Origin of the sequence: Pseudomonas rhizosphaerae (assembly GCF_000761155.1) — a bacterium.
Lineage (GTDB): Bacteria > Pseudomonadota > Gammaproteobacteria > Pseudomonadales > Pseudomonadaceae > Aquipseudomonas > Aquipseudomonas rhizosphaerae.
On sequence record NZ_CP009533.1, the window covers coordinates 2,438,639 to 2,462,055 of the forward strand.

Annotated in this window: 12 protein-coding genes and 1 tRNA gene; 2 read left to right on the top strand and 11 right to left on the bottom strand. The window is 64.2% G+C overall.

What is annotated here, in order from left to right; all coding sequences use genetic code 11:
- Positions 1-32: 32 nt before the first annotated feature.
- The 3 genes from LT40_RS10885 to LT40_RS10895 form a co-directional block, all read right to left on the bottom strand.
- Positions 33-2,411: a response regulator gene (locus LT40_RS10885; RefSeq protein WP_043189875.1), complete on the bottom strand. Its 2,379-nt coding sequence runs from the start codon at positions 2,409-2,411 to the stop codon at positions 33-35.
- Positions 2,412-2,516: 105 nt separating this feature from the next.
- Positions 2,517-2,978 carry a response regulator gene (locus LT40_RS10890; protein ID WP_043189877.1) on the bottom strand — a complete coding sequence of 154 codons (462 nt, stop codon included), beginning with the start codon at positions 2,976-2,978 and terminating at the stop codon, positions 2,517-2,519.
- A gap of 3 nt (positions 2,979-2,981) precedes the next feature.
- Positions 2,982-5,270 (bottom strand): ATP-binding protein, encoded by a 2,289-nt coding sequence (locus LT40_RS10895; protein WP_148308551.1) that lies wholly within the window; start codon positions 5,268-5,270, stop codon positions 2,982-2,984.
- A gap of 218 nt (positions 5,271-5,488) precedes the next feature.
- On the opposite strand from LT40_RS10895, the gene LT40_RS10900 reads away from it, so the two are divergent.
- Positions 5,489-5,574: transfer RNA gene (locus LT40_RS10900), tRNA-Leu, on the top strand.
- Positions 5,575-5,680: 106 nt separating this feature from the next.
- Positions 5,681-6,787: a Gfo/Idh/MocA family protein gene (locus tag LT40_RS10905; protein WP_043189882.1), complete on the top strand. Its 1,107-nt coding sequence runs from the start codon at positions 5,681-5,683 to the stop codon at positions 6,785-6,787.
- A 55-nt stretch (positions 6,788-6,842) separates the two neighbouring features.
- Here the strand turns inward: LT40_RS10905 and LT40_RS10910 are convergent, their stop codons facing one another.
- The 8 genes from LT40_RS10910 to tpx form a co-directional block, all read right to left on the bottom strand.
- Complete coding sequence (locus LT40_RS10910; RefSeq protein ID WP_043193589.1) at positions 6,843-8,240, bottom strand: FAD/NAD(P)-binding protein; 1,398 nt, start codon at positions 8,238-8,240, stop codon at positions 6,843-6,845.
- Positions 8,241-8,269: 29 nt separating this feature from the next.
- Positions 8,270-11,155 carry a bifunctional diguanylate cyclase/phosphodiesterase gene (locus tag LT40_RS10915; protein WP_084139789.1) on the bottom strand — a complete coding sequence of 962 codons (2,886 nt, stop codon included), beginning with the start codon at positions 11,153-11,155 and terminating at the stop codon, positions 8,270-8,272.
- Between the two features lie 219 nt (positions 11,156-11,374).
- Positions 11,375-13,465 (bottom strand): putative bifunctional diguanylate cyclase/phosphodiesterase, encoded by a 2,091-nt coding sequence (locus tag LT40_RS10920; protein ID WP_043193592.1) that lies wholly within the window; start codon positions 13,463-13,465, stop codon positions 11,375-11,377.
- Between the two features lie 67 nt (positions 13,466-13,532).
- Positions 13,533-14,972, bottom strand: a complete 1,440-nt coding sequence (locus LT40_RS10925) for an efflux transporter outer membrane subunit (RefSeq protein ID WP_043189884.1) — start codon at positions 14,970-14,972, stop codon at positions 13,533-13,535.
- Positions 14,969-18,076, bottom strand: coding sequence for an efflux RND transporter permease subunit (locus LT40_RS10930; RefSeq protein ID WP_043189885.1), 3,108 nt, complete (start codon positions 18,074-18,076; stop codon positions 14,969-14,971). The genes LT40_RS10925 and LT40_RS10930 overlap by 4 nt, the downstream gene beginning before the upstream one ends.
- Positions 18,073-21,228: an MdtB/MuxB family multidrug efflux RND transporter permease subunit gene (locus tag LT40_RS10935; protein WP_043189888.1), complete on the bottom strand. Its 3,156-nt coding sequence runs from the start codon at positions 21,226-21,228 to the stop codon at positions 18,073-18,075. Before LT40_RS10935 ends, LT40_RS10930 begins: the two co-directional genes overlap by 4 nt.
- Positions 21,225-22,520 (bottom strand): MdtA/MuxA family multidrug efflux RND transporter periplasmic adaptor subunit, encoded by a 1,296-nt coding sequence (locus tag LT40_RS10940; RefSeq protein ID WP_043189890.1) that lies wholly within the window; start codon positions 22,518-22,520, stop codon positions 21,225-21,227. Before LT40_RS10940 ends, LT40_RS10935 begins: the two co-directional genes overlap by 4 nt.
- A gap of 280 nt (positions 22,521-22,800) precedes the next feature.
- On the bottom strand, positions 22,801-23,301 hold the full coding sequence (gene tpx, locus LT40_RS10945; protein WP_043189892.1) for a thiol peroxidase: 501 nt from the start codon (positions 23,299-23,301) through the stop codon (positions 22,801-22,803).
- Positions 23,302-23,417 lie beyond the last annotated feature (116 nt).

Consider the following 23,417-nt stretch of genomic DNA (forward strand, 5'->3'; position numbering starts at 1 on the left):
CCGCTGAGCACAGCGCCGGCGTACCTTGGTCATCAAACCCCAAAGGCAGCGTTGAGCTTGCTGGCGAGATCCTGCTCGCGGAAAGGTTTCTTGACCAGCAGGTAGTGCTCGGAATCCAGGCCGTCCAGTTCGGCGTAGCCGCTGATGAACACGATCGGCAAACGCGGGTGACGGCGACGGATCATGTGCGCAAGCTCACCGCCGCTGGTGCCAGGCATCGCGAAGTCGGTCAGCACCAGGTCGACGCTGGGGTCCAGCTTGTTCAGCGCCTGCTCGGCACTGTCGGCCTCGACCACGCTGTAGCCCAGGCCTTGCAGCATGGTAGCCGTCACTTCGCGCACGTCATGGTCGTCGTCCACCAACAAAATGGTAGGCCGCTCACCTTCGGCTTGAGCGGCCGCGATGTAGGCTGGCTCGTCCTTGTCTGCGAGCGGTCGATCCGGCACGCCTGGCAGGTAGACCTTGACAGTGGTGCCGTACCCAGGCGAAGTCATGATGGCCACGCCCCCGCCCGACTGCTTGGCGAACCCGAACACCTGCGCCAGGCCCAGGCCCGACCCCTTGCCCACCTCCTTGGTGGTGAAGAACGGCTCAAAGGCCTTGGCCAGTACCTGCTGGCTCATGCCCGTTCCCGAATCCTGGATCGACAGCACCACATAGTCGCCAGGCTCCGGGTCTTCCGGACGCTGCGCCGCCATGCTGACCGTTTCGTTGGCCGTGGACAGGCGCAAGGTGCCGCCGCCGGGCATGGCATCGCGCGAATTGATGGCCAGGTTGAGGATGATCATCTCGGTCTGGGTCGGGTCCACCAAAGCGTTCCACAAATCCGGCGCGGTGTCGGTCTCGATCCAGATGCTGCCGCCCAGCGTGCGCTGCAACAGTTCGATCATGCCTTCCACGGTGCCGTTGAGGTTCACCGCAACCGGCTCCAGCCGCTGTCGACGTGAGAACGCCAGCAACTGACCGGTGAGCTTGGCGCCGCGCTCGCCCGCTTCCTTGATGTTCTGCAGGCGGCCTTGAATGCGCTCGGTCTTGCCCTTCTCGAAATCTCTGGCAATGAACGTAGTGCTGGCCAGGATCACCGTCAAAAGGTTGTTGAAGTCGTGCGCGACACCGGCCGTCAGCTGGCCCACCGCTTCCAGGCGCTGCAACTGGTGCAGCGTGGCCTCGATGCGCTGGCGCTCGGCGATCTGTTCGCGCAGCTGGTGGTTGGCACCGGCCAGTTCGTCCAGTACCTCTCGCTCGCCGGTGATGTCACGCACGGCCGCGTACATCAGCCCCTCGTCCGGCACGATGGTCCACGACAACCAGCGGTAGTCACCATCGGCATGACGCATGCGGTTGACGAAGCGCGTCGAGACGTTGCCGTTGGCGATGTTGTCGGTTTCGCGGCGGGTTGCAGCCAGATCGTCCGGGTGGATGATCTCCCACAACTGCATGTTGCCCAGTTGCTCACGGGTCCAGCCCAGCGTCGACTCCCACGCCGGGTTGAGCGATACCGGCGACATGTCGAAGCGCATTACCCCCAGCAACTCGCGAGACAGCTCCCAGGTGCGGTCGCGCTCGCGGGTGCGCTTGACCACGCGTTCGCCGAGCATCTCGTTGAGCTGTTCGAGCGCCTGGGTCGCTTGCTTCTGCTCGGTGATATCGTGAATGACGCCGGTGAACCGCACGCACACGCCGTCTTCGAAGAAGGCCTGGCCATGGCTGGCGATCCAGCGCAGGACCCCACTGGCCAACAGCACGCGATACTCGATCTGAAACCGGTGTCCGTCGTCCACCCCAAGGGCGGCGGCCATGCGCTCCTGCACCAGCGGCAGGTCGTCGCGGTGGCAGTGGTCGAGGAACAACTGGAGGTTGACCTCGGTGTCGGGTTGCAACTCGTACAGCTCCCGGCAACGCTCGTCCCACAGCAGCGTTCCGCTGAGCGGCGCGTAGTCCCAGACGCCCATGCGCGCAGCATTGGTCGCGATATGTGCGCGCACTTCGGCGTGCTGCAACGACCGCTCGGCGTTGCGTCGGCGCCGACGTTCGTGGACCTCGTCCATCGCGCGCTGAACGGCGCGGGGCAGCAGGCTCAGGTTCTGCTTGAGCACGTAGTCGATGGCGCCTTGGCGCATCATCTCGACCGCGTGCTCTTCACCGTAGACGCCGGAAAGGAAGATGAACGGCGTCAGCGGCGCCAGGCGCTGCGCCGCTTGCAGCACCAGCGGCCCCGACGAGCCCGGCAGCATGTAGTCACACAGAATCAGGTCGAAGGCGCCACCAGCCAGCGCCTTCTCCACGCCTTGATGGTTGAACACCAGCGTCGACTCGACGGCCAGGCCGGCACGCTCTAGCGTCAGCAGCGCCAGTTCGGCATCGAGGGTACTGTCTTCCACGAACAGCAATTGCAAGGGCTTGGGCGGCATAGAATTCCGAAAACGTGACTGGAGTGTGATGCGCTCTGCGCCGTCCGTGCGCCGTGAGTGCGCTGCGTGCGGTAGGTCGGGGCCGTCACGCAACGCAGGCCGAACTCAGGAGCCGGGACGACGAACGATGCGCGACGAGCCCGGTGGTGGCTCGTTCAAGACCGCCCAGAAAATCCCCAGATCGGAAATGGCAGAAACAAATTCCTTGAATTCGACCGGCTTGACCACGTAAGCGTTCACTCCCAATGAGTAGGCGCGCTCAAGATCGGGTTCTTCCTTGGACGAGGTCAGCATGACCGTGGGGATACTGCGCAACTCGTTGGTCTCGCGTACCACCTTGAGCACTTCCAGGCCGTCGACCTTCGGCAACTTCAGGTCTAGCAGCAAGACCGCCGGGTTGCCTTCTGCGCGCGCGGCATGAGTACCGCGGCGCAGCAGATAGTCCAGCGCTTCGGCGCCGTCACGCATGACGATCACTTCGTTCGCCAGCTGGCTGCGCTCCAGCGCCACCAGTGTCAGCTCCAGGTCTTTGGGATTGTCTTCGACCAGAAGAATGGGTTTGAGCATTGCTTACCTCGAAAGATTCGTACTGGCGGAATGTGCGCGCTTGGGCAACGCCATATAAAAGGTGGCACCCTGGTCCACGGCGCCTTCGGCCCAGACTCGGCCGTCATGCCGTTCGATGATGCGGCGCACGCTGGCCAGGCCGATGCCGGTGCCCTCGAACTCTTCCATCCGGTGCAGGCGCTGGAATACCCCGAACAGCTTGCCGGCGTAGGCCATGTCGAAGCCAACGCCATTGTCGCGCACGAATATGATCGTTTCGGCGTCCTGCTGGTAGGCGCCCACTTCGATCACGGCGTGCTCGCGGGTGCGGCTGTATTTGATGGCGTTGGACAACAGGTTGCGCAGCGCCAGGTGCACGAAGGCCGCGTCCGCCACCAGCCGCGGCAATGGCCCGACTTGCCAGTGCAGTTCGCGGCCCTCGTAGTCAGGCTGCATTTCCAGACGGATTGACTCCACCAGCGCACTGAGGTCGACATCGGTGAAGCGCAGGGCTGAACGGCCCATCTGGGAGAAGCTCAGCAGGTTGTCCACCAGCGTACCGGCAAAGCGCGCCGACTCGCCGATGTGCTCGAGAAAGCGCAGGCCTCGTTCGGACAGCTTGGGCCCTTCGAAGTCGGTCAACAGTTCAGCGTAGCCGGCGATATGCCGCAGGGGCGCGCGCAGGTCATGGGACACACTGTAGGAGAAAGCTTCGAGCTCCTTGTTGGACTTCTTCAGTTCACCAGCCAGCTGCGCCAACTCTTCGGCCTTGCGCAGGACGATGCCCAGCACGGCGGTACGCAGCTCGTGCACGCCTTCGATTTCGAGTGCATCCCAAGGGCTGGAAAAACCACTGACTTCCTGCTGCCAGCTTTCGAAACTGGCCCGCGGGTTGAGCACCCCCGAACTGTCCAGGCTCTTTTCCGCTCGCCCCGCCCAGGTCACCGTGCGGGATTGCTCGGGCTTGAACCAGATGAGGTAGTGGGAATGGATTTCGGAAATGGCCACGGCCAGCACACCGCCGCAGTAGCGAGCCAGCTCCGGCAGTTCTGCCAGGTCACGGCCAACGTTGTCGCTGTGGAAGATTTCCTGGCCACCGCGCTCGGCCAGCCACAATGCCAGGGCGTCGACCACCGCTTGCGGCGGCGTGTCGCCGAGCAGCTCGCAACGAGCTTCGGCAATGATCGCCGCACCGCTGGCACGGGCAAAACCCAGGAAGGTGTCGGGTAGCCTGAGCAGGCCGGCGCGCACGCTGTCACTGTCGGCCATGGCCGACAGCAGCTGGACGATGTGCCGACGCAATTCGAGCATGCGCTCGTTCTGCGCATGGGCGGTTTTGGTTTCGATCTGCAGGGACAACACACTGCCCAGCAACTCGCAAGCCGTACGGGTCTGGAAACCCACCGCGTGGGGCTGGTCGTGGTGACAGGAAATGAGGCCCCAGAGATGACCATCGACCACGATGGAAATCGACATCGACGCCATCGTCTGCATGTTGCGCATGTATTGCAGATGCACCGGGGAGACGCTGCGCAGGGCAGCCAGGCTCAGGTCCAGCGGCGCGCCGGTGACGGGGTTGTGGGCTGGCACCAGGGCCGAGGCCTGGTAGTTCGCATCTTCGATCACCCGAATGCGGTTGCTGCAGTACAACTCTCGGGCCTGGGCCGGAATATCGGAGGCCGGGAAGCACAGACCCAGGTAGCTGGGGTAGCCGTCATCCCGTACTTCGGCCAGCACCGTGCCATTGCCGAGGGCATCGAAGCTGTAGGCTTTGACCCGACCGAAGCCCGTTACGCGCTTGACCTCGATCACCGAGCGCTGGCAGAGCTCGATGATGTCTGCAGCATTGTGCAGTTGGCTGATGAACGTCCGCACCAGCGGGTACAGCGCGCCATAGGCATGCGTGTCGTCGGCGGCGGGCTCGAACTCGGCGATGATTACGCCGTCGGCGCGATGCACCATCATCGCCATGCTGCTCTTGTGGCCGCCTTGCGCAAAGCGGACATCGGCGAAATGGAACGGCTGTCGCTCCTCGCCGGGCCAGGCAGCCAGGCGTGCGGAGAGGTTGTCGCCCTGCTCGAGCAAACTGGCCACGGGGGTTTCCAGCACCTGTGCAGGCTCGACTTGCAGCCAGTGACGTACGTTGTCGCTGACCTGCAGCACGCGCTGGGCAGCAGCATCGAGTACCATCATGAAGCCTTGCGGCTGGATGCTGCCGGGTGTACGGATGGGTTCACGCGCGCATTGCTCGAGCGCCGCGGCGAGCAGAACAGAGGTCTGGCCTGATGTCACAGAGTATCTCCTGGCGGCCATCAGCGCAGCGCTGCAAGCCAGTGCATGGTCGCCAACCGTGGCATATGAAAAACGACTTTCAATCGGCGACCACTTTAGCAAAGAAGTAAGAGTTCCGGGGGGTTGTTCAGTAATAATGGCAAATTGATCAGCTCCCTCTGAAGCCGTTGCAACCGGCATTGCCCACAAGCCATTAGCACATGACATTTCTCAGCCATATCAGTATGATGCGCGACTATGCGAGGTTGGCGAAATTGGTAGACGCATCAGACTTAAAATCTGACGACCTTTGGTTGTGCGGGTTCGATTCCCGCACCTCGCACCACTCCCATCTGCCTTCCCTTCCCAATCTTCGGGAACTCCTGCCCCCTCAGCTTGCCGACTTCCTATACGCCACGCACTTCGCCTGGTGACACAAGGAGGCCCAACCCATGCCTGATGCTCAGGGTAAGATTCGTTACGCCGTAGTTGCCGGTGGCTGGATTTCGCAAGGCGCATTCATGCCCGGTGTGGATCAGACCAGCAATTCGGTAATGACCGCACTGGTGACCGGTGACCCAATCAAGGCCGATGAATTGGCTGCGCTGTACGATCTCAAGAGCTACAGCTACGAACAGTTCCCCGAATTGCTGGCGTCCGGCGAGATCGACGCGATCTACCTGGCCACGCCCAATTTCCGCCATCGTGAATTCGCCGTCCCCGCGCTGGAAGCCGGCATCCATGTGCTGCTGGAGAAACCCATGGCGGCCAGCGAAGAGGACTGCCTGGCCATCAACGCCGCCGCCGAGCGGGGCAATGCCAAGCTGATGATTGCCTACCGCCTGCACTGCGAGCCGGGCACCGTGGAAATGGTCCAGCGCGTGCGCAAAGGTGACGTAGGCGAGCCTCGCTTGTTCACCGCCACCTTCACCCAGCACACCGACGCCGAAAATCATCGGATGAAAAGTGGGTTCTGGGCCGGTCCCGCAGCGGACATGGGCCCCTACCCGCTCAATGCCGTGCGCAACCTGTTCGGCGGCGAGCCGTTGGAAGTACACGCCGTGGGCGCACAGACGCCCGGCCGACCCATCAATACGCCGGACACGGTCAGTGTGACGTTGCGTTTCGCCGAGCAGCGCCAGGCCACCTTCACAGTCAGCTTCAGCCTGCCGGCAACCGAGCGCTTTCAGTTGATCGGCACCCAAGGTGAGTTCGAAGCATCGCCGTGTTTTGGATTCGGCGAGGGCGTCGCCATCGCCTATCGCTCGATCATCGACGGTGAAGAACAGGAGCACACATTTCCGGTCGTCGATCAGTTCGGTGGTGAAACCGAATACTTCTCCCAGTGCATTCTGGAAGATCGCCAACCAGAGGCCGACGGCGACGAAGGTTGGCGCGACGTGCGGGTGCTGGCAGCCATCGAGCGCTCGCTGCAAACCGGCGAGGTGCAGACACTGGACCCGCTACCTCCGCGCAAGGGGATCCAGGCCGACCAGGCACGTCAGTTGCCACTGGCCAAGGTGCCGCCGTACGTCAACACCACCGAACCCAACGACTGAGGGTCGCCTGATGCGGTGGCGCCAGGCACCACCGCATGCGCTGCTGTCCAGGCGCTCAGGCGTGCTGGGCCAGCGTTGCTGCCAGGCGCTTCGCTTGGGCGGCAACGTCGGTGACCGCGGTGCTTTCCCACCACATCCCCCGCAACGGCGGCCCCATGGCGAACAATCGCTGTGCGGTGACACCGTCCGCATCGATCAGCGCGCCGTCGGCGTCGGCTTGCAGACCCAACGCCAGCGGCCCTGGCGTGATCAGTCCGCACGCCAGGAGTTGGCGCGGCAGTGGCTTGTCGACACGTCGCCAGTCGTATTCGATGCCGCTGGAATTGATCAGGACGTCACCCTGCAGCTGCACAGGCACTGATTCGCCCCGGCGACGGATGGTCAGGGTCGTGCCTTCGGCGCTCTGATAACAGGCAGCCTGCAGAGTGAGCCGGCCTTCGGCGATCGCTTTTTGCAGCAGCGCGTCACTGGGGGGTGGTGAGCGGTGGTGATGGCTTTCCCACCAGGGACGAACATGGCGAACGAACTGCCGTTTCTGCCGCTCGCTGGCCTGGCTCCAGAGCCGTGCGATGTGAACTCGCACGGTGTCCAGTGGCGCCTGCCAGTCCACCCCTTCCCCCATGGCCTGGCGGCATTGACTGCGCACCTCGGCCATGAGTTCGCGGGGGCTGCGCAGCTCGCTCGCCGTCGCCAGAAAGTCTGGCCAGCTCGGCGGCTGGCGGCGCACATGGGGCCACAGCCCGTGCCGCGAGATGACCGTGATCGGCCCACGGTGACCGGCCCGATCGAGGGAAACCACTGCATCGACCATGGTCAGTCCCGAGCCGATGATGAGCACCCGGGCCTGGGGATCGAGGCCACGCATGGCCTGCACGTCCCAGGGGTCGATGGCCGCAGCGTTCAATCCGCCGGGCGCTTTCACGGCGGTGCGTGCTGCGGGAAACATGCCGGTGGCGAGCACCGCCTGACGCGCGGACCACCTTTGGCCATCGCTCAGGGTGACTTCGACGTGCTCGTCATGGGTTTGCAGGTCGACCGCTTCGGCGCGCACGTGCTCCGCCGTGGACCCGAAGCGCGCACCCAGGGCACGTGCTTCGGCCAGGCGTTGCTGGGCATAGAGGCCGAAGATGCCGCGCGGCGGGAACAGCTCGGCCACCGGCAGGGACTGCTCGGCCGACTCAGGCCAACCGCCATTGTCGATGAACTGGGTAAGCCACTGGGTCAAGTCGTCGGCATTGTCGGGGTCGACGCTCATGCGCGCCGCGTTGCCATTGAGGGTATGGCCCAGTTCGGTGGCGCTGTAGGCTTCGCCGCGGCCAAGTTCCGCGCGCGGTTCGATGATGGCGATCCGCCGCGGGTGGGGCTGCTTGAGCAATTGCACGGCCAGCAGGGTTCCGCTCAAGCCGCCACCGATGATCACTATGTCGGCGTGCCTGAAAACAACATCGGTCATGGCTGATTTCTCAAGGACGGTTTCGTCGATCATACGTCATGCAGCGCGCCGGGCCGTTGCGATGCCGTCACCACATTGCGGCAGCCGCTCAGATCCAGATCCTGCAGCGCAGCGGGCTTGGCAAAGTAATAGCCCTGGGCCTGGGACGCACCCATCTCGCGCAACAGCTGCAACGTGGCGAGATCTTCCACACCTTCGGCGACGACGGTCAAACCCAGCGATTCGGCCATGCGCACGATGGCGCGGACGATGGCCCGGCTGCGGGCGCTGCTGGTCAATTCAAGAATGAACGACTTGTCGATCTTCAAGCCGTTGAACTGGTACTGGTGTACGTAGCTGAGCGATGAGAAGCCTGCACCGAAGTCGTCCAGCACCACGCTCATGCCGTGCTCGGCCAACTGCTGCATGGTCCGCTGGGCCATCGCCGGCTCGGCGACCAGCGCGCCTTCGGTCAATTCCAGGCAGATCCGCGAGGCTGCCACCTGATGGCGTGCCAGCACGGCGAGCACTTCATCGGCGAAACCGCTGCGGGTGATGCTGTAGCTGGAGCAGTTCACATGCACCGGCGGCCAGTGCGCGTGGGCCGGCTGGGCCAGAATCTGCGCGACATGGGTCAGCATGTAGAGGTCCAGGCGTCCGATCAGGCGCAGGCCTTCGAGCGCAGGCAAAAAGTGCCCAGGCGCGACGATGCGCCCGTCCGGTTGGTGCCAGCGGATCAACGCCTCCAACGCCAGCACCTCGCCGCTCTGCACATCGACGATCGGCTGGAAGTACGGCAGCAGCTCATCGCTGCGCTTGAGCGCATTGCGCAGCGCGCCTTCCTGCTCGACCTGGTCGGACACCTCGCGGCGCAGCGCCTGGTTGAACACCGCATAGCTGTCGCGACCGGCACTCTTGACCCGGTACATGGCCTTGTCGGCATCGCGCAACAGGTCGGCTGGTTCGCTGTGGAACTGGCTGTCGGCGCCGACGATGCCGATGCTGCACGAGGAAAACACTTCATGGCCGTTGATGAAAAACGGCCGGTCGAACGCCACAAGAATGCGTTCGGCGATCTCCACCGCCGCCTCCAGGCTTGAACCCGGAGCCAGCACGGCAAACTCGTCGCCGCCCAGGCGCGCCAACAGATCGTCCTCGCGCAGACAGCTACGCAGACGGGCTCCTGCCTCCATGAGCAATTGGTCGCCGAAGTGATGGCCAAAACTGTCGTTGACCATCTTGAAGCGGTCCAGATCGATGAACATCACCACCAGTTCGCGACCGTCGGTCTGGTACTGGCTCCAGGCGTGGGCCAGACGCTGCTGCAGGTGGATGCGATTGGGTAACGCCGTCAGTGCGTCGTGGGCGTTCTCGTATTGCAGCTTGGCGTTGGCGTGGTCGAGTTCGCGCGTTCGACTCTGTACGCGCGCTTCCAGGCGCAGGTTGGCTTCGTAGATGGCTTCGGCAGCGCTGCGACGCGACAGCGCGGTGTCGATGTGACGCGAGACGAAGGTCAGCAGGTCCTGGTCGCGCAGGGTGTAGTGCACGTCGCTGGCGTAGCTCTGTACCACCAGCACGCCGCGCACGCGGTCGTCATCGAACAAGGGCACGCCGAGCCAGGATTGCGAGCGGATCGGCTCGCGGCTGTCGTCGATTTCGCCTTGGATCATCAGCCGCGTGGCGGCATCGAAGTCGATCAGGCAGGCAGCACGCTGGCGAATCACGTACTCGGTCAGGCCACGCCGACCACGGCGCGGTTGCGGGCGGCCGGTGAGTTGTTCATCGACGTAATAGGGAAAGCTGACCTCGCCGCTGGCGCCGTCGAAGATCGCGATATAGAAATTACGCGCGTACAGCAGATCGCCGACGATCACGTGCAGGCTGTGATAGAGGCCATCGAGTTCGCCGGGCTTGCTCGACAACTCGGCAATCTGGAACAGTGCCACTTGCAGGTGCTCGGCGCGCTTGCGCTCGGAGACTTCCAGGCGTAGCGCGGCGTTGAGCTGGGACAGCTCCTGCGTGCGACGCGACACCGTCTCTTCCAGGTCGGCGCGGTGCAGGATGCGGTCCAGGGCCATGGCCACGTGCCGGGCGACAACCAGGAACAGGGCACGGTCTTCGGCGCTGTAGGCGCGCTCCACGTCGTAGACCTGCATGGCAATCATGCCGAACACCTCGTCGCGGGCGTTCTTGAGCGGCGAACCCATCCAGAATTCGGGAATGTGCCCGACGCAATGGAAACGCCCCTGCCGCCCCGCCAGGGCGATGCCCTTGGCGTCGATCAGCAGGGGCTGGCCACTGGTCAGCACCTGACCGGTCAGCGACAGGTGCTCGGGAGTCAGATACTCGTAGTTTTCCGCTTCCAAGGCCTCGACGTCGATGACGTCGACGTAATAGGGGTAGGTGATCTTGCCGCTTTGCGCATCGTAGAGCGCCAGGTAGAAGTTTTCCGCGTCGATCAGGGTGGCCAGGAGTTTGTGTACGCCCACGAGGAACACGCCGCGGTCGCGGGTGGAACTGGCCAGGTAGGTAATTTCGTACAGCACGCGTTGCGTGATCTGCGCACGGGCCAGGGCGTCGGTCTGGACCTGACGACCGATGGCGGCGGCAAGGTCCGCCAGAGCGCCGTCGTGGGGAACATGTACCGGTGCCATCAGCCAGCCAAGTACCGCTTCGCCCTGCCCGGTTGGCCAGAACTGCAGTCCGCAGCTCTCGCAGAACCGCTCCAGCTCGTGGTTGGCCAACACCAGCGGCCAGTGGCGCTGAAGGTCGCCCTGGCCTTCCAGATGCAACTGCTCACCGGCCCGGTACCACGCCCAGGCGGTGCTGTGCGGCCATTCACGGGCCTGCAGCAGAATCGCTTCCAGCGAGGCGGCATCAAGCACGGGCGTAGAGCCCTTGCCGAACTTGGCAAAGGTCGGGGGATCGGAACTCATAGACGCTCCATGCCAGAAAACCAACGGCCTCCATCTTCGAGCTTATGGCCATCTAATGGCAAGCCCTGTGAGCAGCCCTGACGCTTACGTCAAACCCTTGTGTCGCAATCCCCCTGCCTACCGCGTCGACCCTTTCGCGGCCGATGACCGCTCCTACAGGAGGACAGGCGCTGCGGTCGTCCCTCCTGGGCGCCGTGCGATGAATGGAAATCATCGGATTCAGGCCGGGCTGACGCTCTTGGTGTGCCTGGCCGCCTGTATGTCATGCATGAATCGCTCGGCCGGCAGTGGATGCCCGAGCAGGTAGCCTTGCAGGGAATCGCATCCCAGCCGAGTCAGGAAGGCCTGCTGGTTGCTGGTTTCCACACCCTCGGCGACGATCCGCAAACCCAGTGCCTGACCCAGCGCGACGATCGCCGAGACGATCGCAGCGTCGTCACCGTCCTGCTCCAGGTCGCGAACGAAGCCGCGATCGATCTTCAGCTCGTTGGCCGGCAGGCGCTTGAGGTACATGAGGCTGGAATAGCCTGTACCGAAATCGTCGATGGACAGATCGACGCCCATGTCCGACAGCTGCTGCAGCACCGTCATGCTGGCATCGGCGTCGCTCATGGCGGTGCTCTCGGTGATTTCCAGGGTCAGGTTGGCAGCCGCCAGCCCGTGCCGCGCCAGTGTGACGGCCACGCTGCGCACCAGTGCGGCGTGGCCGAACTGCAAGGCCGACAGGTTGACCGCTACGCGCCAGTCATGGAAGCCCATCTCGACCCACTCGCGCATCTGCCGACAGGCCTCGTCAAGCACCCAGTGGCCGATGTCGATGATCAACCCGGTCGTCTCCGCCAGGTCGATGAACGCCGCAGGCGCCAGCAGGCCCATGCGTGGGTGCTCCCAGCGCAACAGCGCCTCGGCGCCGACCGGTTTACCGCTGCGGGCATCGAACTTGGGCTGGTAGAACAGGCGCAACTGGCGCTCGGCCACCGCCAGACGCAATTCCTGCAGAAGCTGCAAGCGCTTGCGGGCATTGGTGTTCATCGAGCTTTCGAAGAAGCTGTAGCCGTTCTTGCCAATGCTCTTGGCATGGTACATGGCCGCATCGGCATTCATCAGCAGCTCGTTCTGATCGATGCCGTTGCCAGGGTACAGGGCGATACCGATGCTGGCGGAAATATGCAGGCTGTGTCCGGCGACTTCGAACGTCTGGCCGATCAGGTGAACCTGGCGCGCGGCGATACCCTTGGCGTAGGCCGCTGCTTCGAGGCTTACCAGCAGGACGAACTCGTCGCCACCGATTCGGGCCAGGGTGTCCTGGCCGTGCAGGCTGGTGCGCAGGCGCGAGGCGACGGCGCGCAGCAGCTGGTCGCCCATGTGATGGCCAAAGGCGTCGTTGACCGGCTTGAAACCATCCAGATCGATGAACATCACCGCCAGACAACCGCCGACCGCATCGATCTGGCTGATCGCCTGGCCGATGCGGTCGGCCAGGAGAATACGGTTGGGCAAGCCGGTCAGGTTGTCGTGCAGGGCCAGTTGAGTCAGCTCCTGGTTGGCCAGGGTCAATGAATTGGCCAGCGCCGCGGTGCGCGACTCCAGGCGCGCATCGAGCACCGACGTCAGCAAGGTCATGCCCAGCACCGCCAGGGTCGTGACCAGCACCAGGTAATCGAGACCATCCCCGGTAAGGCCGTCGAGGGCGCCACCACACACGCTGCCCTCGGGAAATTTGGCCGCGGCCATGCCGGTGTAGTGCATGCCGACGATGGCCAGGCCCATCAGCACCGACGCGCCGGCTCGGGCCAGTCGCACGTTCGGCCGGTTGCGCCGCAGGCGGAAGGCGATCCACAGCGCTGCGCCGGAAGCGCCCCCGGCGATGGCCAGAGAGGCGACGAACAGCACGGGGTCGTAGACGATGCCAGGCTGCATCTCCAACGCCGCCATGCCGGTGTAGTGCATGCTGCCGATGCCTGCGCCCATGATCACCGCGCCCCCGGCCAATTGCGGCCAAGGCAGCAGCGGCTGGCTGACCAGCCACAGGGCAAACCCTGAGCTCAGGACGGCGATGAGCAGCGAAGCGGCGGTCAGGCCCAGGTCATAGCCCAGTTGTATAGGCAGTTCGAAGGCGAGCATGCCGATGAAGTGCATCGACCACACGCCGATACCCAAGGCCAGCGCACCGCCGCTCATCCACAGATAGATCGCCCGGCCCTGCGCCGTAGCGATGCGCCCGACCAGATCGAGTGCGGTATAGGACGCCAGGATGGCGACACACAGCGATACGGCCACGAGGGCGGAGGAATAGGTACCAATCAGCATCGATATCTTGACCAGGGCGTGCGGGGTTTCAGAGGTGGTACGAAACACGGTTGCCGACGCGGCTGGCCTATTGTGCCGGTTCCTGCCAGCCGCCGCCCAGCGCCGCGATCAACTGCACGCTGGCGACCAGGCGACTCTGCATCAGGGTCAACACGCTGCGCTCGTTGCTCAACGCCGTTGCCTGCACGTTGACCACGTCAAGATAGCCAATAAGCCCGGCCTTGTATTGGTTGGACGTGAGGCGCAACGACTCGCGGGCCGCCTGCAGCGCCTCGTTGCGCACCAACGCTTCCTCGTCGAACACCTTCAACTGGCTCATGTAGTCTTCGACTTCACGGAACCCGTCGAGCACGGTCTGACGATACTGCGCGACGGTCTGGTCGTAAGCCGCTTCACTGCGGTCCACTTCAGCGGCGCGCTGGCCGCCATCGAACAGGGTCATCGCCAACTGCGGGCCAACCGACCAGAAACGGTTGGGCAACGACACCCAATTGCTGAAACTGCTACTGCTGTAGCCGCCGGCCAGGCTCAAGGTCAGGTCGGGATAATAGGCTGTCTTGGCCACGCCGATTTCCGCGTTGGCGGCCATCATCGAGCGTTCGGCGGCGGCGATGTCGGGTCGTCGCTCGAGCAATTGCGAAGGCACCGCCAGAGGGATTGCCGGCAACGCCGGAATCTCGGTGCTGGCGGCCAGGCTGAATTCGGCCGGTGCCATGCCAATGAGCACGGCGATGGCATTTTCCAGCTGCGCCCGCTGCCAGACCAGATCGATCAGGTCGGCCTGGGTGGTCTTCAACTGGGTCTGCGCCAGGAACACCGCATCCTTGCCGGAAATGCCCGCGCGGTACTGATTCTGGGTCAGGTCGAGCGAGCGCTGATAGGCCTGGACGGTCGCTTCGAGGAGGCGCTTCTGCTCGTCGATCACCCGCAGTTGCAGATAGTTCTGCACCAGCTCCGATTGCAGGCTCAGGCGCATCGCCGCCAAATCCGCCAGGCTCGCCTGCGCACTGGCGCGATCCGCCTCAAGCCCACGGCGCAGCTTGCCCCAGATATCGGCTTCCCAGCTCACGCCCAGCTGCGTGTTGTAGGTGTCGCGTATGCCACTGCTGGATTGGCTCAGGCTCGAACCGCTGCTGCCGGTGCCCTGGCTGGAGCGGGTCTTGCCAGCGCTCAGATCGACAGTCGGAAAGAGCGCGCCGCGGGTGCTGCGCACCAGTGCCTGGGCCTGCCGGTACTGCGCTTCGTACTGGGCGACGGTCTGGTTGGACCGGTTGAGCCTGAGCACCAGGGCGTCGAGCTGGCGGTCGCCGTACAGCTCCCACCAGGCGCCGCGCGCCAAGGCGTCGCTGGGGTTGGCTTGGCGCCAGCCCTCGGCCTGCTTGAATTGCACCGGCGTGGCGATCGTCGGACGCTGGTAGTCCGGGCCCAGGGTACAGGCACCCAGCATCAGGCTGCACAACGCCAGGCTGGCCAGGCGCGAAGCGCGGGGTAAAACGGAATCGGTCATAGCGCAGTGTCCAGAGCGGCATCGGTACGCACGCCGCGCCATTTATTGAAACGGTGGCGCAGGCGGTCCAGATAGAGGTAAACCACCGGGGTGGTGTAGAGCGTGAGGATCTGGCTGAACACCAACCCGCCAATGATGGTTAGGCCCAGCGGGCGGCGCATCTCGGCGCCTGCGGCGGTACTGAACATCAACGGCAGCGCACCCAGGATGGCCGCCATGGTGGTCATCAGGATGGGCCGCAAGCGCAACAGACAGGCCTGCCGAATGGATTCGGTCGGGCCCAGCCCTTCATTGCGTTCGAGTTGCAGCGCCAGGTCGATCATCATGATCGCGTTCTTTTTCACCACCCCAATCAGCAGAAACAGGCCCAGCAGCGAGATCAGGCTGAACTGGCCACCGGTCAGGTAGATGCTCAGCAAGGCCCCTACGCCGGCCGACGGCAAGGTCGAGAGAATGGTAAGCGGGTGAATGTAGCTTTCATAGAGAATCCCCAGCACCAGGTAAACCGCCACCAGCGCACCGAGTATCATAAATGGCTGGCTCTTCTGCGCCGCCGCGAAGGCGTCGCCGGTACCGGCCACCTTGACGATGATGTCTTCCGGCAGGCCGACCCGCACCAGCGCTCGCTCGATCAGCGGCGTAGCCACGTCCAGGGTCACGCCAGTGGCCAGGTCGAAGGAAATGGATTCGGAGGCGAACTGGCCCTCGTGGCTGACGCTGTCGTCGGCCAGGCTGTTCTCGTAATGCGCGATGCTCGACAGCGGCACACGCTTGTCGTCCATGGTGATCACCTGGACCTGCTCAAGGGTGATCGGGTCCTGGGCATACCGGGGGTTGATCTCCATCACCACCTTGTATTGGTTGAGGCTGTCGTAGATGGTGGAAATCTGCCGCTGGCTGTAGGCGTTGTTGAGCACCGAGGTCACGGTGCTCATGTCGATGCCCAGGCGCTTGGCCTTGTCGCGGTCGACGATCAAGGTCACCTGCGCGGCGCCGCGACCTTCGCGGGCATCGATGGCGGTCAGTTCCGGCAGCGCGCGGAACGCCGCGACGATTTTCGGGTACCAGGTGCGCAAGGCCGATAGATCGCCGCTCTGGATGATGTACGAATATTGCGCAGTGCTCTGCTCGCGTGCGCCGCCGAATTGCAGGTCCTGGTCGGCCATCAGCATCAGGCGGCCGCCGGGTACCTTGGGCAGTTCCTTGCGCAGCCGTTCGATCACCTGCTGCGCGTTGATCTTGCGTTCTTCGATGGGCTTCAAGCGCACCAGGATGGTCGCGTTGTTGCTGCCGTTGTTGCCGCCGATGAAGCCGGCCACGCTGTCGACCGCCGGGTCGGCGAGCAGCGCGCGCCGATAGGTTTCCATCTTCGGCTGCATGACCGAGAACGACAGGCCGTCGTCGCCGCGCACGAAGCCGATCAACTGGCCGGTGTCCTGCTGCGGCATGAAGGTCTTGGGCACGACCACGTACAGCGCCACGTTGCCGACGATGGTCAGCAACAGGCTGAGCAGGGTTAGCCGGCGATGCCGCAGGACCCAGCCCAGGCTACGGTCGTAGGCTGCGACCATGCGCTGATTGACGCTGTGACTGAAGCGTTGCAGGCGGTTGTCCTGTTCGGGCCGATGCGGCGTCAGCCAGCGCGCGCAGAGCATGGGCGTCAGGGTCAGCGAGACGAACAGCGAGACGACGATGGCCACCGCCAGCGTGATCGAAAATTCACGGAACAGGCTTTCGATGATGCCGCCGATGAACAGGATCGAAAGGAACACCGCCACCAGCGAGACGTTCATCGACAGCAGGGTGAAGCCGACCTCCTGGGTGCCCAGGTACGCAGCGCGCAGGGGCGGCACACCGTTGTCGATGTGCCGGGAAATGTTCTCCAGCACCACGATGGCATCGTCCACCACCAGCCCGGTCGCCAGGATCAGCGCCATCAGCGACAGGTTGTTGAGCGAGAACCCCCACAGGTACATGATCGCGAACGTCCCCACCAGCGACACCGGCACGGCCAGGGTGGGAATCAGCGATGCGCGGAAATTGCCGAGGAACAGGAAAACCACCAGCACCACCAGCACCACGGCGATGAGCAGCGTCATCTCGGCCTCGTGCAGGGTGGCGGTGATCACCGGTGAGCGGTCCATGGCGATGTTCAGCTCGACACTGGCCGGCAGCAGTGCTTCCAGGGCCGGCAGTTGTTCCTTGATCTGGCTGACAGTCTGGATGATGTTGGCCCCGGCCTGGCGGTTGATCACCAGCAGCACGGCCGAGTTGTCGTTGTAGAAGCCGCTGTTGTAGCGGTCTTCCACCCCGTCGGTGACCTTGGCGACGTCACTCAGGCGCAGTACCGAGCCGTCCTGATAGCGGATGATCAGCGGCTTGTAGTCGTCGGCCTTGTCCAGCTGGTCGTTGGCCTGCACCTGCCACTGGCGCTCGCCGTCCTCGACGAAACCGATGGGCCGCCGCACGTTGGTGCCGTCGATGGTGGTGCGCACGTCGTCGAGCGACACGTTGTACTGGTTGAGCAACTGCGGCTCGAGTTCGATGCGCACCGCTGGCAGGGAGCTGCCGCCGATCTGCACTTCGCCCACCCCCGGCACCTGGGACAGGCTCTGCGACAGGATGGTCGAGGCCAAATCGTACAGCTGGCCCTTTTCCAGCACCTCGGAGGTCAGCGACAGGACCATCACCGGGGCCTGGGAGGGGTTGATCTTCTTGTAGGTCGGCATGCTGCGCATGCCGCTGGGCAGCAGGTTGCGCGATGCGTTGATCGCCGCCTGTACCTCGCGGGCCGCACCGTTGATGTCGCGGTCCAGGTCGAACTGCAAAATGACCCTGGTCGAGCCCTGGCTGGAACGGCTGCTCATGGTGGTCACGCCCGGAATGGCGCCGAACGATCGCTCCAGCGGCGTGGCCACGGTCGAGGCCATGACCTCGGGGCTGGCCCCAGAGAGGTTGGCCGACACCACGATCACCGGAAAATCCATGCTGGGCAGCGGCGACACCGGCAGCAGGCTGAAACTGACCCCGCCCAGCAGCATGATCGCCACGCTCATCAGGAAGGTCGCCACCGGGCGACGGATGAAAGGTCCGGACAGGTTCATGATTCAGCCTGTTCCACGGCGGCTGGTTGGCGCCCCCAGCGTCGGCCCAGGCGGTCGAAGTACAGGTAGATGACTGGCGTGGTGAACAGCGTCAGCACCTGGCTCACCAGCAGCCCGCCAACCATCACCAGGCCCAGCGGCTGGCGCAGTTCCGCGCCCGAGCCGCTGGCAAGCATCAGCGGCACCGCGCCGAACAGCGCGGCCATGGTGGTCATCAGGATCGGCCGGAAACGCAGCAGCGCCGCCTGGTAGATCGCCGTCTCGGGGTCCAGGCCCTGGTTGCGCTCGGCCTCCAGGGCGAAGTCGATCATCATGATCGCGTTCTTCTTGACGATACCGATCAACAGGATGATGCCGATGATCGCGATCATGCCCAGGTCGTTGCCGCTGATCAGCAGCGCCAGCAAGGCCCCCACCGCCGCCGAGGGCAAGGTCGAGAGAATGGTGATGGGGTGGATATAGCTCTCGTACAGAACGCCCAGCACGATGTACATGGTGACGATCGCCGCGAGCACCAGCAGCAAGGTGCTTTGCAACGACGCCTGGAAGGCCTCCGCCGCACCCTGGAATTGGGTCTGCACGCCCAGCGGCATGCCGATGTCGCGCTGCACCTGCTCGATGACATCGACTGCCTTGCCCAGCGCCACCCCATCGGCCAGGTTGAACGACATCATCACCGCCGGAAACTGGCCGATGTGGGCAATCGCCAACTGCGCCTGGCGTTGCTCGATGTGGGCCAGGCTCGACAGGCGCACCTGGGTGCCACTGGTGGCGGTGGTGTCGCTGTCGGCCGTCTGATTGGTGGTGCCCGTGCCGTTGACGCTGGCCTTGACGTAGATCTGTTCCAGCGCCTGCGGCCCCAGGGTGCTGACGTCGGTGGCTTGCAGCACCACTCGGTACTGGCTGGACTGGGTGTAGATGGTGGAGATCTGCCGCTGGCCGAAGGCGTCGTACAGCGCATCGGTAATGTCGGCGACATCCACCCCGACCCGCTTGGCCGCATCGCGATCGATCACCAGGTACACCTGCAGGCCCTTGTCCTGCAGGTCGCTGGCCACATCGGTGAGTTCGGGGCGTTGCTTCAGAGCGTCCACCAAGCGAGCGCTCCAGGTGGCGAGCAGGTCCGCATCCGGCGACGACAGGCTGAACTGGTACTGGGTACGGCTGACCCGGTCCTCGATGGTCAGGTCCTGCACGGGCTGCATGAACAGGCGCATACCCAGCAGCTTGTCGACCTCCGGCTGCAGCCGGGCAATGATCTGGCTGGCGGTGAGGTCGCGTTCGCTGTGGGGCTTGAGGTTGATCAGCAGCCGGCCACTGTTGAGCGTGGCGTTGTCACCGTCCACGCCGATGTACGAAGACAGGCTGGAGACCGCTGGATCCTGCAGGATGATCTTCGCCAGAGCCTGCTGTCGCTCGCTCATGGCCTTGAAGGAAATCGACTGCGGCGCTTCGGAAATGCCCTGGATGACCCCAGTATCCTGCACCGGGAAGAAGCCTTTGGGCACTACCAGGTATAGCAGCACGGTCAGGCCCAGGGTGGCGACGGCGACCAGCAGGGTCAGCGGCTGGTGGCGCAGCACCCAGCGCAGGCCGCCGCCGTAGCGCTCGATCAGCCAGTCGATCCAGGCGCCACTGGCCTTGTAGAAACGGCCCTGCTCTTCTTCCTTGGGTTCGCGCTTGAGCAGGCGTGCGCACATCATCGGGGTCAGGGTCAGCGAGACCACCAGCGAAATGAGGATGGCCACCGCCAGTGTGATGGCGAACTCGCGGAACAGGCGGCCGACCACGTCGGCCATGAACAGCAACGGGATCAACACCGCGATCAGCGAGAAGGTCAGCGACAGCAGGGTGAAGCTGATCTGCCGCGCGCCCTTGAGCGCGGCCTGCATCGGCGTCTCCCCTTCCTCGATGTGCCGCGAGATGTTCTCCAGCATGACGATGGCGTCGTCGACCACGAAACCGGTGGCCACGGTTAGGGCCATCAAGGTCAGGTTATTGATCGAAAAACCGGCCAGGTACATGACGCCGAAAGTGCCCACCAGCGACAGCGGTACCGCGATGGACGGAATCAGGGTGGCGCTGAAGCGACGCAGGAACAGGAACGTGACCATGACCACCAGGGCGATGGCGATCAGCAGTTCGTGCTGGACGTCGGTTACCGAGGCGCGGATGGTCTGGGTGCGGTCGGTCAGCACCGTGACGTCGAGCCCGGCCGGCATGGTGTCGGTAATCGAGGGCAGCAGCGCCTTGATCCTGTCGACCACGTCGATGACGTTGGCGCCCGGCTGGCGTTGGATATTGAGCAACACTGCCTGGTTCTGGTTGGCCCAGGCCGCCAGACGCTCGTTCTCCGCGCCGTCGACGATCTGTGCAACGTCGCGCAGGCGCAGCGGCCCGCCGTTGTTGTACGCCAGAATCAGGTTGGCGTATTCCTCGGGAGAACGCAGCTGGTCGTTGGCGTCGAGCATCGACACCCGCGTGGGGCCGTCGAAGTTGCCCTTGGGCTGGTTGACGTTGGACGCGCCGATCAAGGTGCGCACATCGGACAGGTTCAGGCCATTGGCGGCCAGCGCTTCGGGGTTGACCTTGATGCGCACGGCCTGGCGCTGACCGCCGGCGATGCTGACCATGCCCACGCCGCTGATCTGGGCGAGCTTTTGCGCCATGCGCGTGTCGACTAGGTCATTGAGCTTGGGCAGCGGCATGGTTTTGGAGCTGATGGCGATGGTCAGCACCGGGGTGTCGGCCGGATTGACCTTGTTGTACACCGGCGGCGCGGGCAGGTCCGAGGGCAGCAGGTTGCTGGCGGCATTGATCGCCGCCTGCACCTGCTGCTCGGCGACGTCCATGTTGATCTCGAGGCTGAAGCGCAGCGTCAACACCGAGGCGCCGCCCGAACTGGTCGAGGCCATCTGGGTCAGCCCCGGCATCTGCCCGAACTGGCGCTCCAGGGGTGCGGTCACCGCGCTGGTCATCACCTGGGGGCTGGCGCCGGGGTACAGCGTCATCACCCGGATCGTCGGATAGTCGACCTGCGGCAGCGCCGAGACCGGCAGCAATCGATAGGCGAGCACGCCCGCCAGAACGATCGCGAGCATGGTCAGCGTCGTTGCGACAGGGCGCAGGATGAACAGCCGCGAGATATTCATGCGCCGTTCTTGCCCGTCTCACCGGGCACACTGGCACCCTCCTGGCCCTGCAGGTGTTGCCCAGGCGTGGTCGGCACCTTGGCGCTGTCCTCGACCACTTCGACCCGGCTGCCGTCGCGCAGGCGGTCGGTGCCTTCGAGCACGACCCGATCACCCTGAGTCAGGCCCTGCTCGACGACCGTCCGGCTGCCGTCGGTGGCGCCGACCTTGAGCTGACGGATCTTGACCTTGTCGGTGCCGTCCATCGCGTAGACGAACGTACCGTCGACGCCATACTGAACGGCGGCCGAGGGCACCAGCACCACACCCTTGAGCGTGTCCGAGAGCAGGCGCACGTTGACGAACTGATTGGGGAACAGCGCTTCGTCCTGGTTTTCGAAGCGTGCCTTGAACTTCAGGGTGCCGGTAGTGGTGTCGATCTGGTTGTCCAGGCTGCCCAGCACACCGGTGGCCTGCTTGCGCGTATCGCCTCGGTCCCAGGCTTCCACGGTCAGCTTGGCGCCGCTGCGGTAGCGCGCCAGTACCGGCGTGAGTTCGCTCTCGGGCAGGGTGAAGGCCACGGTGATCGGCTGCACCTGGGTGATCACCACCAGCGCGCTGGTGTCGTTGGCAGCCACCAGGTTGCCGATGTCCAGCTGGCGCAGGCCGAGGCGTCCGGCAATGGGTGCGCGGATGCGGGTGAAGTCCAGGTTGAGCTTGGCGTCGTTGACAGCGGCCTGGTTGGTCTGGATGGTGCCTTGGTACTGCCCTACCAGCGCCTGCTGGGTGTCCAGGGTCTGGCGGGCGATGCTGTCTTCGGCGAACAGGCCTTTGTAGCGCTGCAGGTCGAGCTGGGCGTTCTTCAGCTGTGCCTGGTTCTGCGCCAGCGTGCCTTGAGCCTGCTGCAAGGCGATTTCGTAGGTGCGCGGGTCGATTTCCGCCAGCAGGTCGCCAGCCTTGACCCGTTGTCCCTCCTGGAAATTGACCTTGATCAGTTCACCGGCCACCCGGCTGCGCACATTCACGGTGTTGGTCGCCGTCACCGTGCCCAGGGCCTTGTAGTACACCGGGAAGTCACCGGTGACCACATCAGCCACCCGGACCGGCGTAGGCTCGGCCGAACCGCCGAAGCCGGGGCGCGCCGAGCCTGCGTTGCGCCCAGCGGTGGCGGGTGCAGAGGCACCGTTTTCCGCGGTTTTCTTGGCAGGCCAGAACCACCAGCACAACACGGCGACAACCAGCACCATCAACAGGCCGAACAGCCAGCGACGCGATTTACGGGGACCTGGGGACTGCATTGAATGATCGACCATTGTGCGGGTGAGCTTCTACTTTGAGGAGGCTGAACGATAAGGAGTCGGCAGGCATAAGCAAAGCGCCTTTACGGGCAATTTACCTTGGCCGGGGATCAAGCGGATGTTCTACACGATCGACCTGTAGCAGCGGCGCGAGCCGCGTCACGAGGCACCGCGGAGTATCTGACAACACACGGCGCCCCGGACGCGGCTTGCGCCGCTGCTACATAGATATCATACCCTTGTAGCAGCGGCGCGAGCCGCGTCATGGGGCGCGCGCCGCTGCGACGGGGAGAGGTTACTTGAGGACAGCGAGGGCAGCGGCGTAGTCGGGTTCCTGGCCGATTTCCGGAACCAGTTCGCTGTGCAGCACTTTATCGTGCTCGTCGAGGACGACCACGGCGCGCGCCGTCAGGCCCTTGAGCGCGCCTTCGGCGATGTCGACGCCGTAGGCGCGGTGGAAATCATGGGCACGGAAGGTCGACAGGTTCTGCACGTTCTCCAGGCCTTCGGCGCCGCAGAAACGGGCCTGGGCGAACGGCAGGTCGGCGGAGATGCACAGGATGGCGGTATTGGCCACGTCGTTGGCCTGGGCATTGAACTTGCGTACGGAAGTGGCGCAAGTCGGGGTGTCGATGCTCGGGAAAATGTTCAGCACCTTGCGCTTGCCGGCCAGGCTTTGCAGCGATACCTCGGCCAGACCCGCGCCGACCAGCGTGAACGCCGGGCCCTGGGCACCAACCTGAGGAAGCTCGCCATCGACCTTGATCGCGTTGCCTTTATGCGTCACTTGAGCCATGAGCCTTGTCCTTCATCGGATTGAGAAAGGGCAAAGTTAAGCATGAAACAAGGCATACGGCCTATGCGTCGGCGAAAAATAAGTGCTCGACTCAGGCTCAGGTTCAGGCCGGCTAT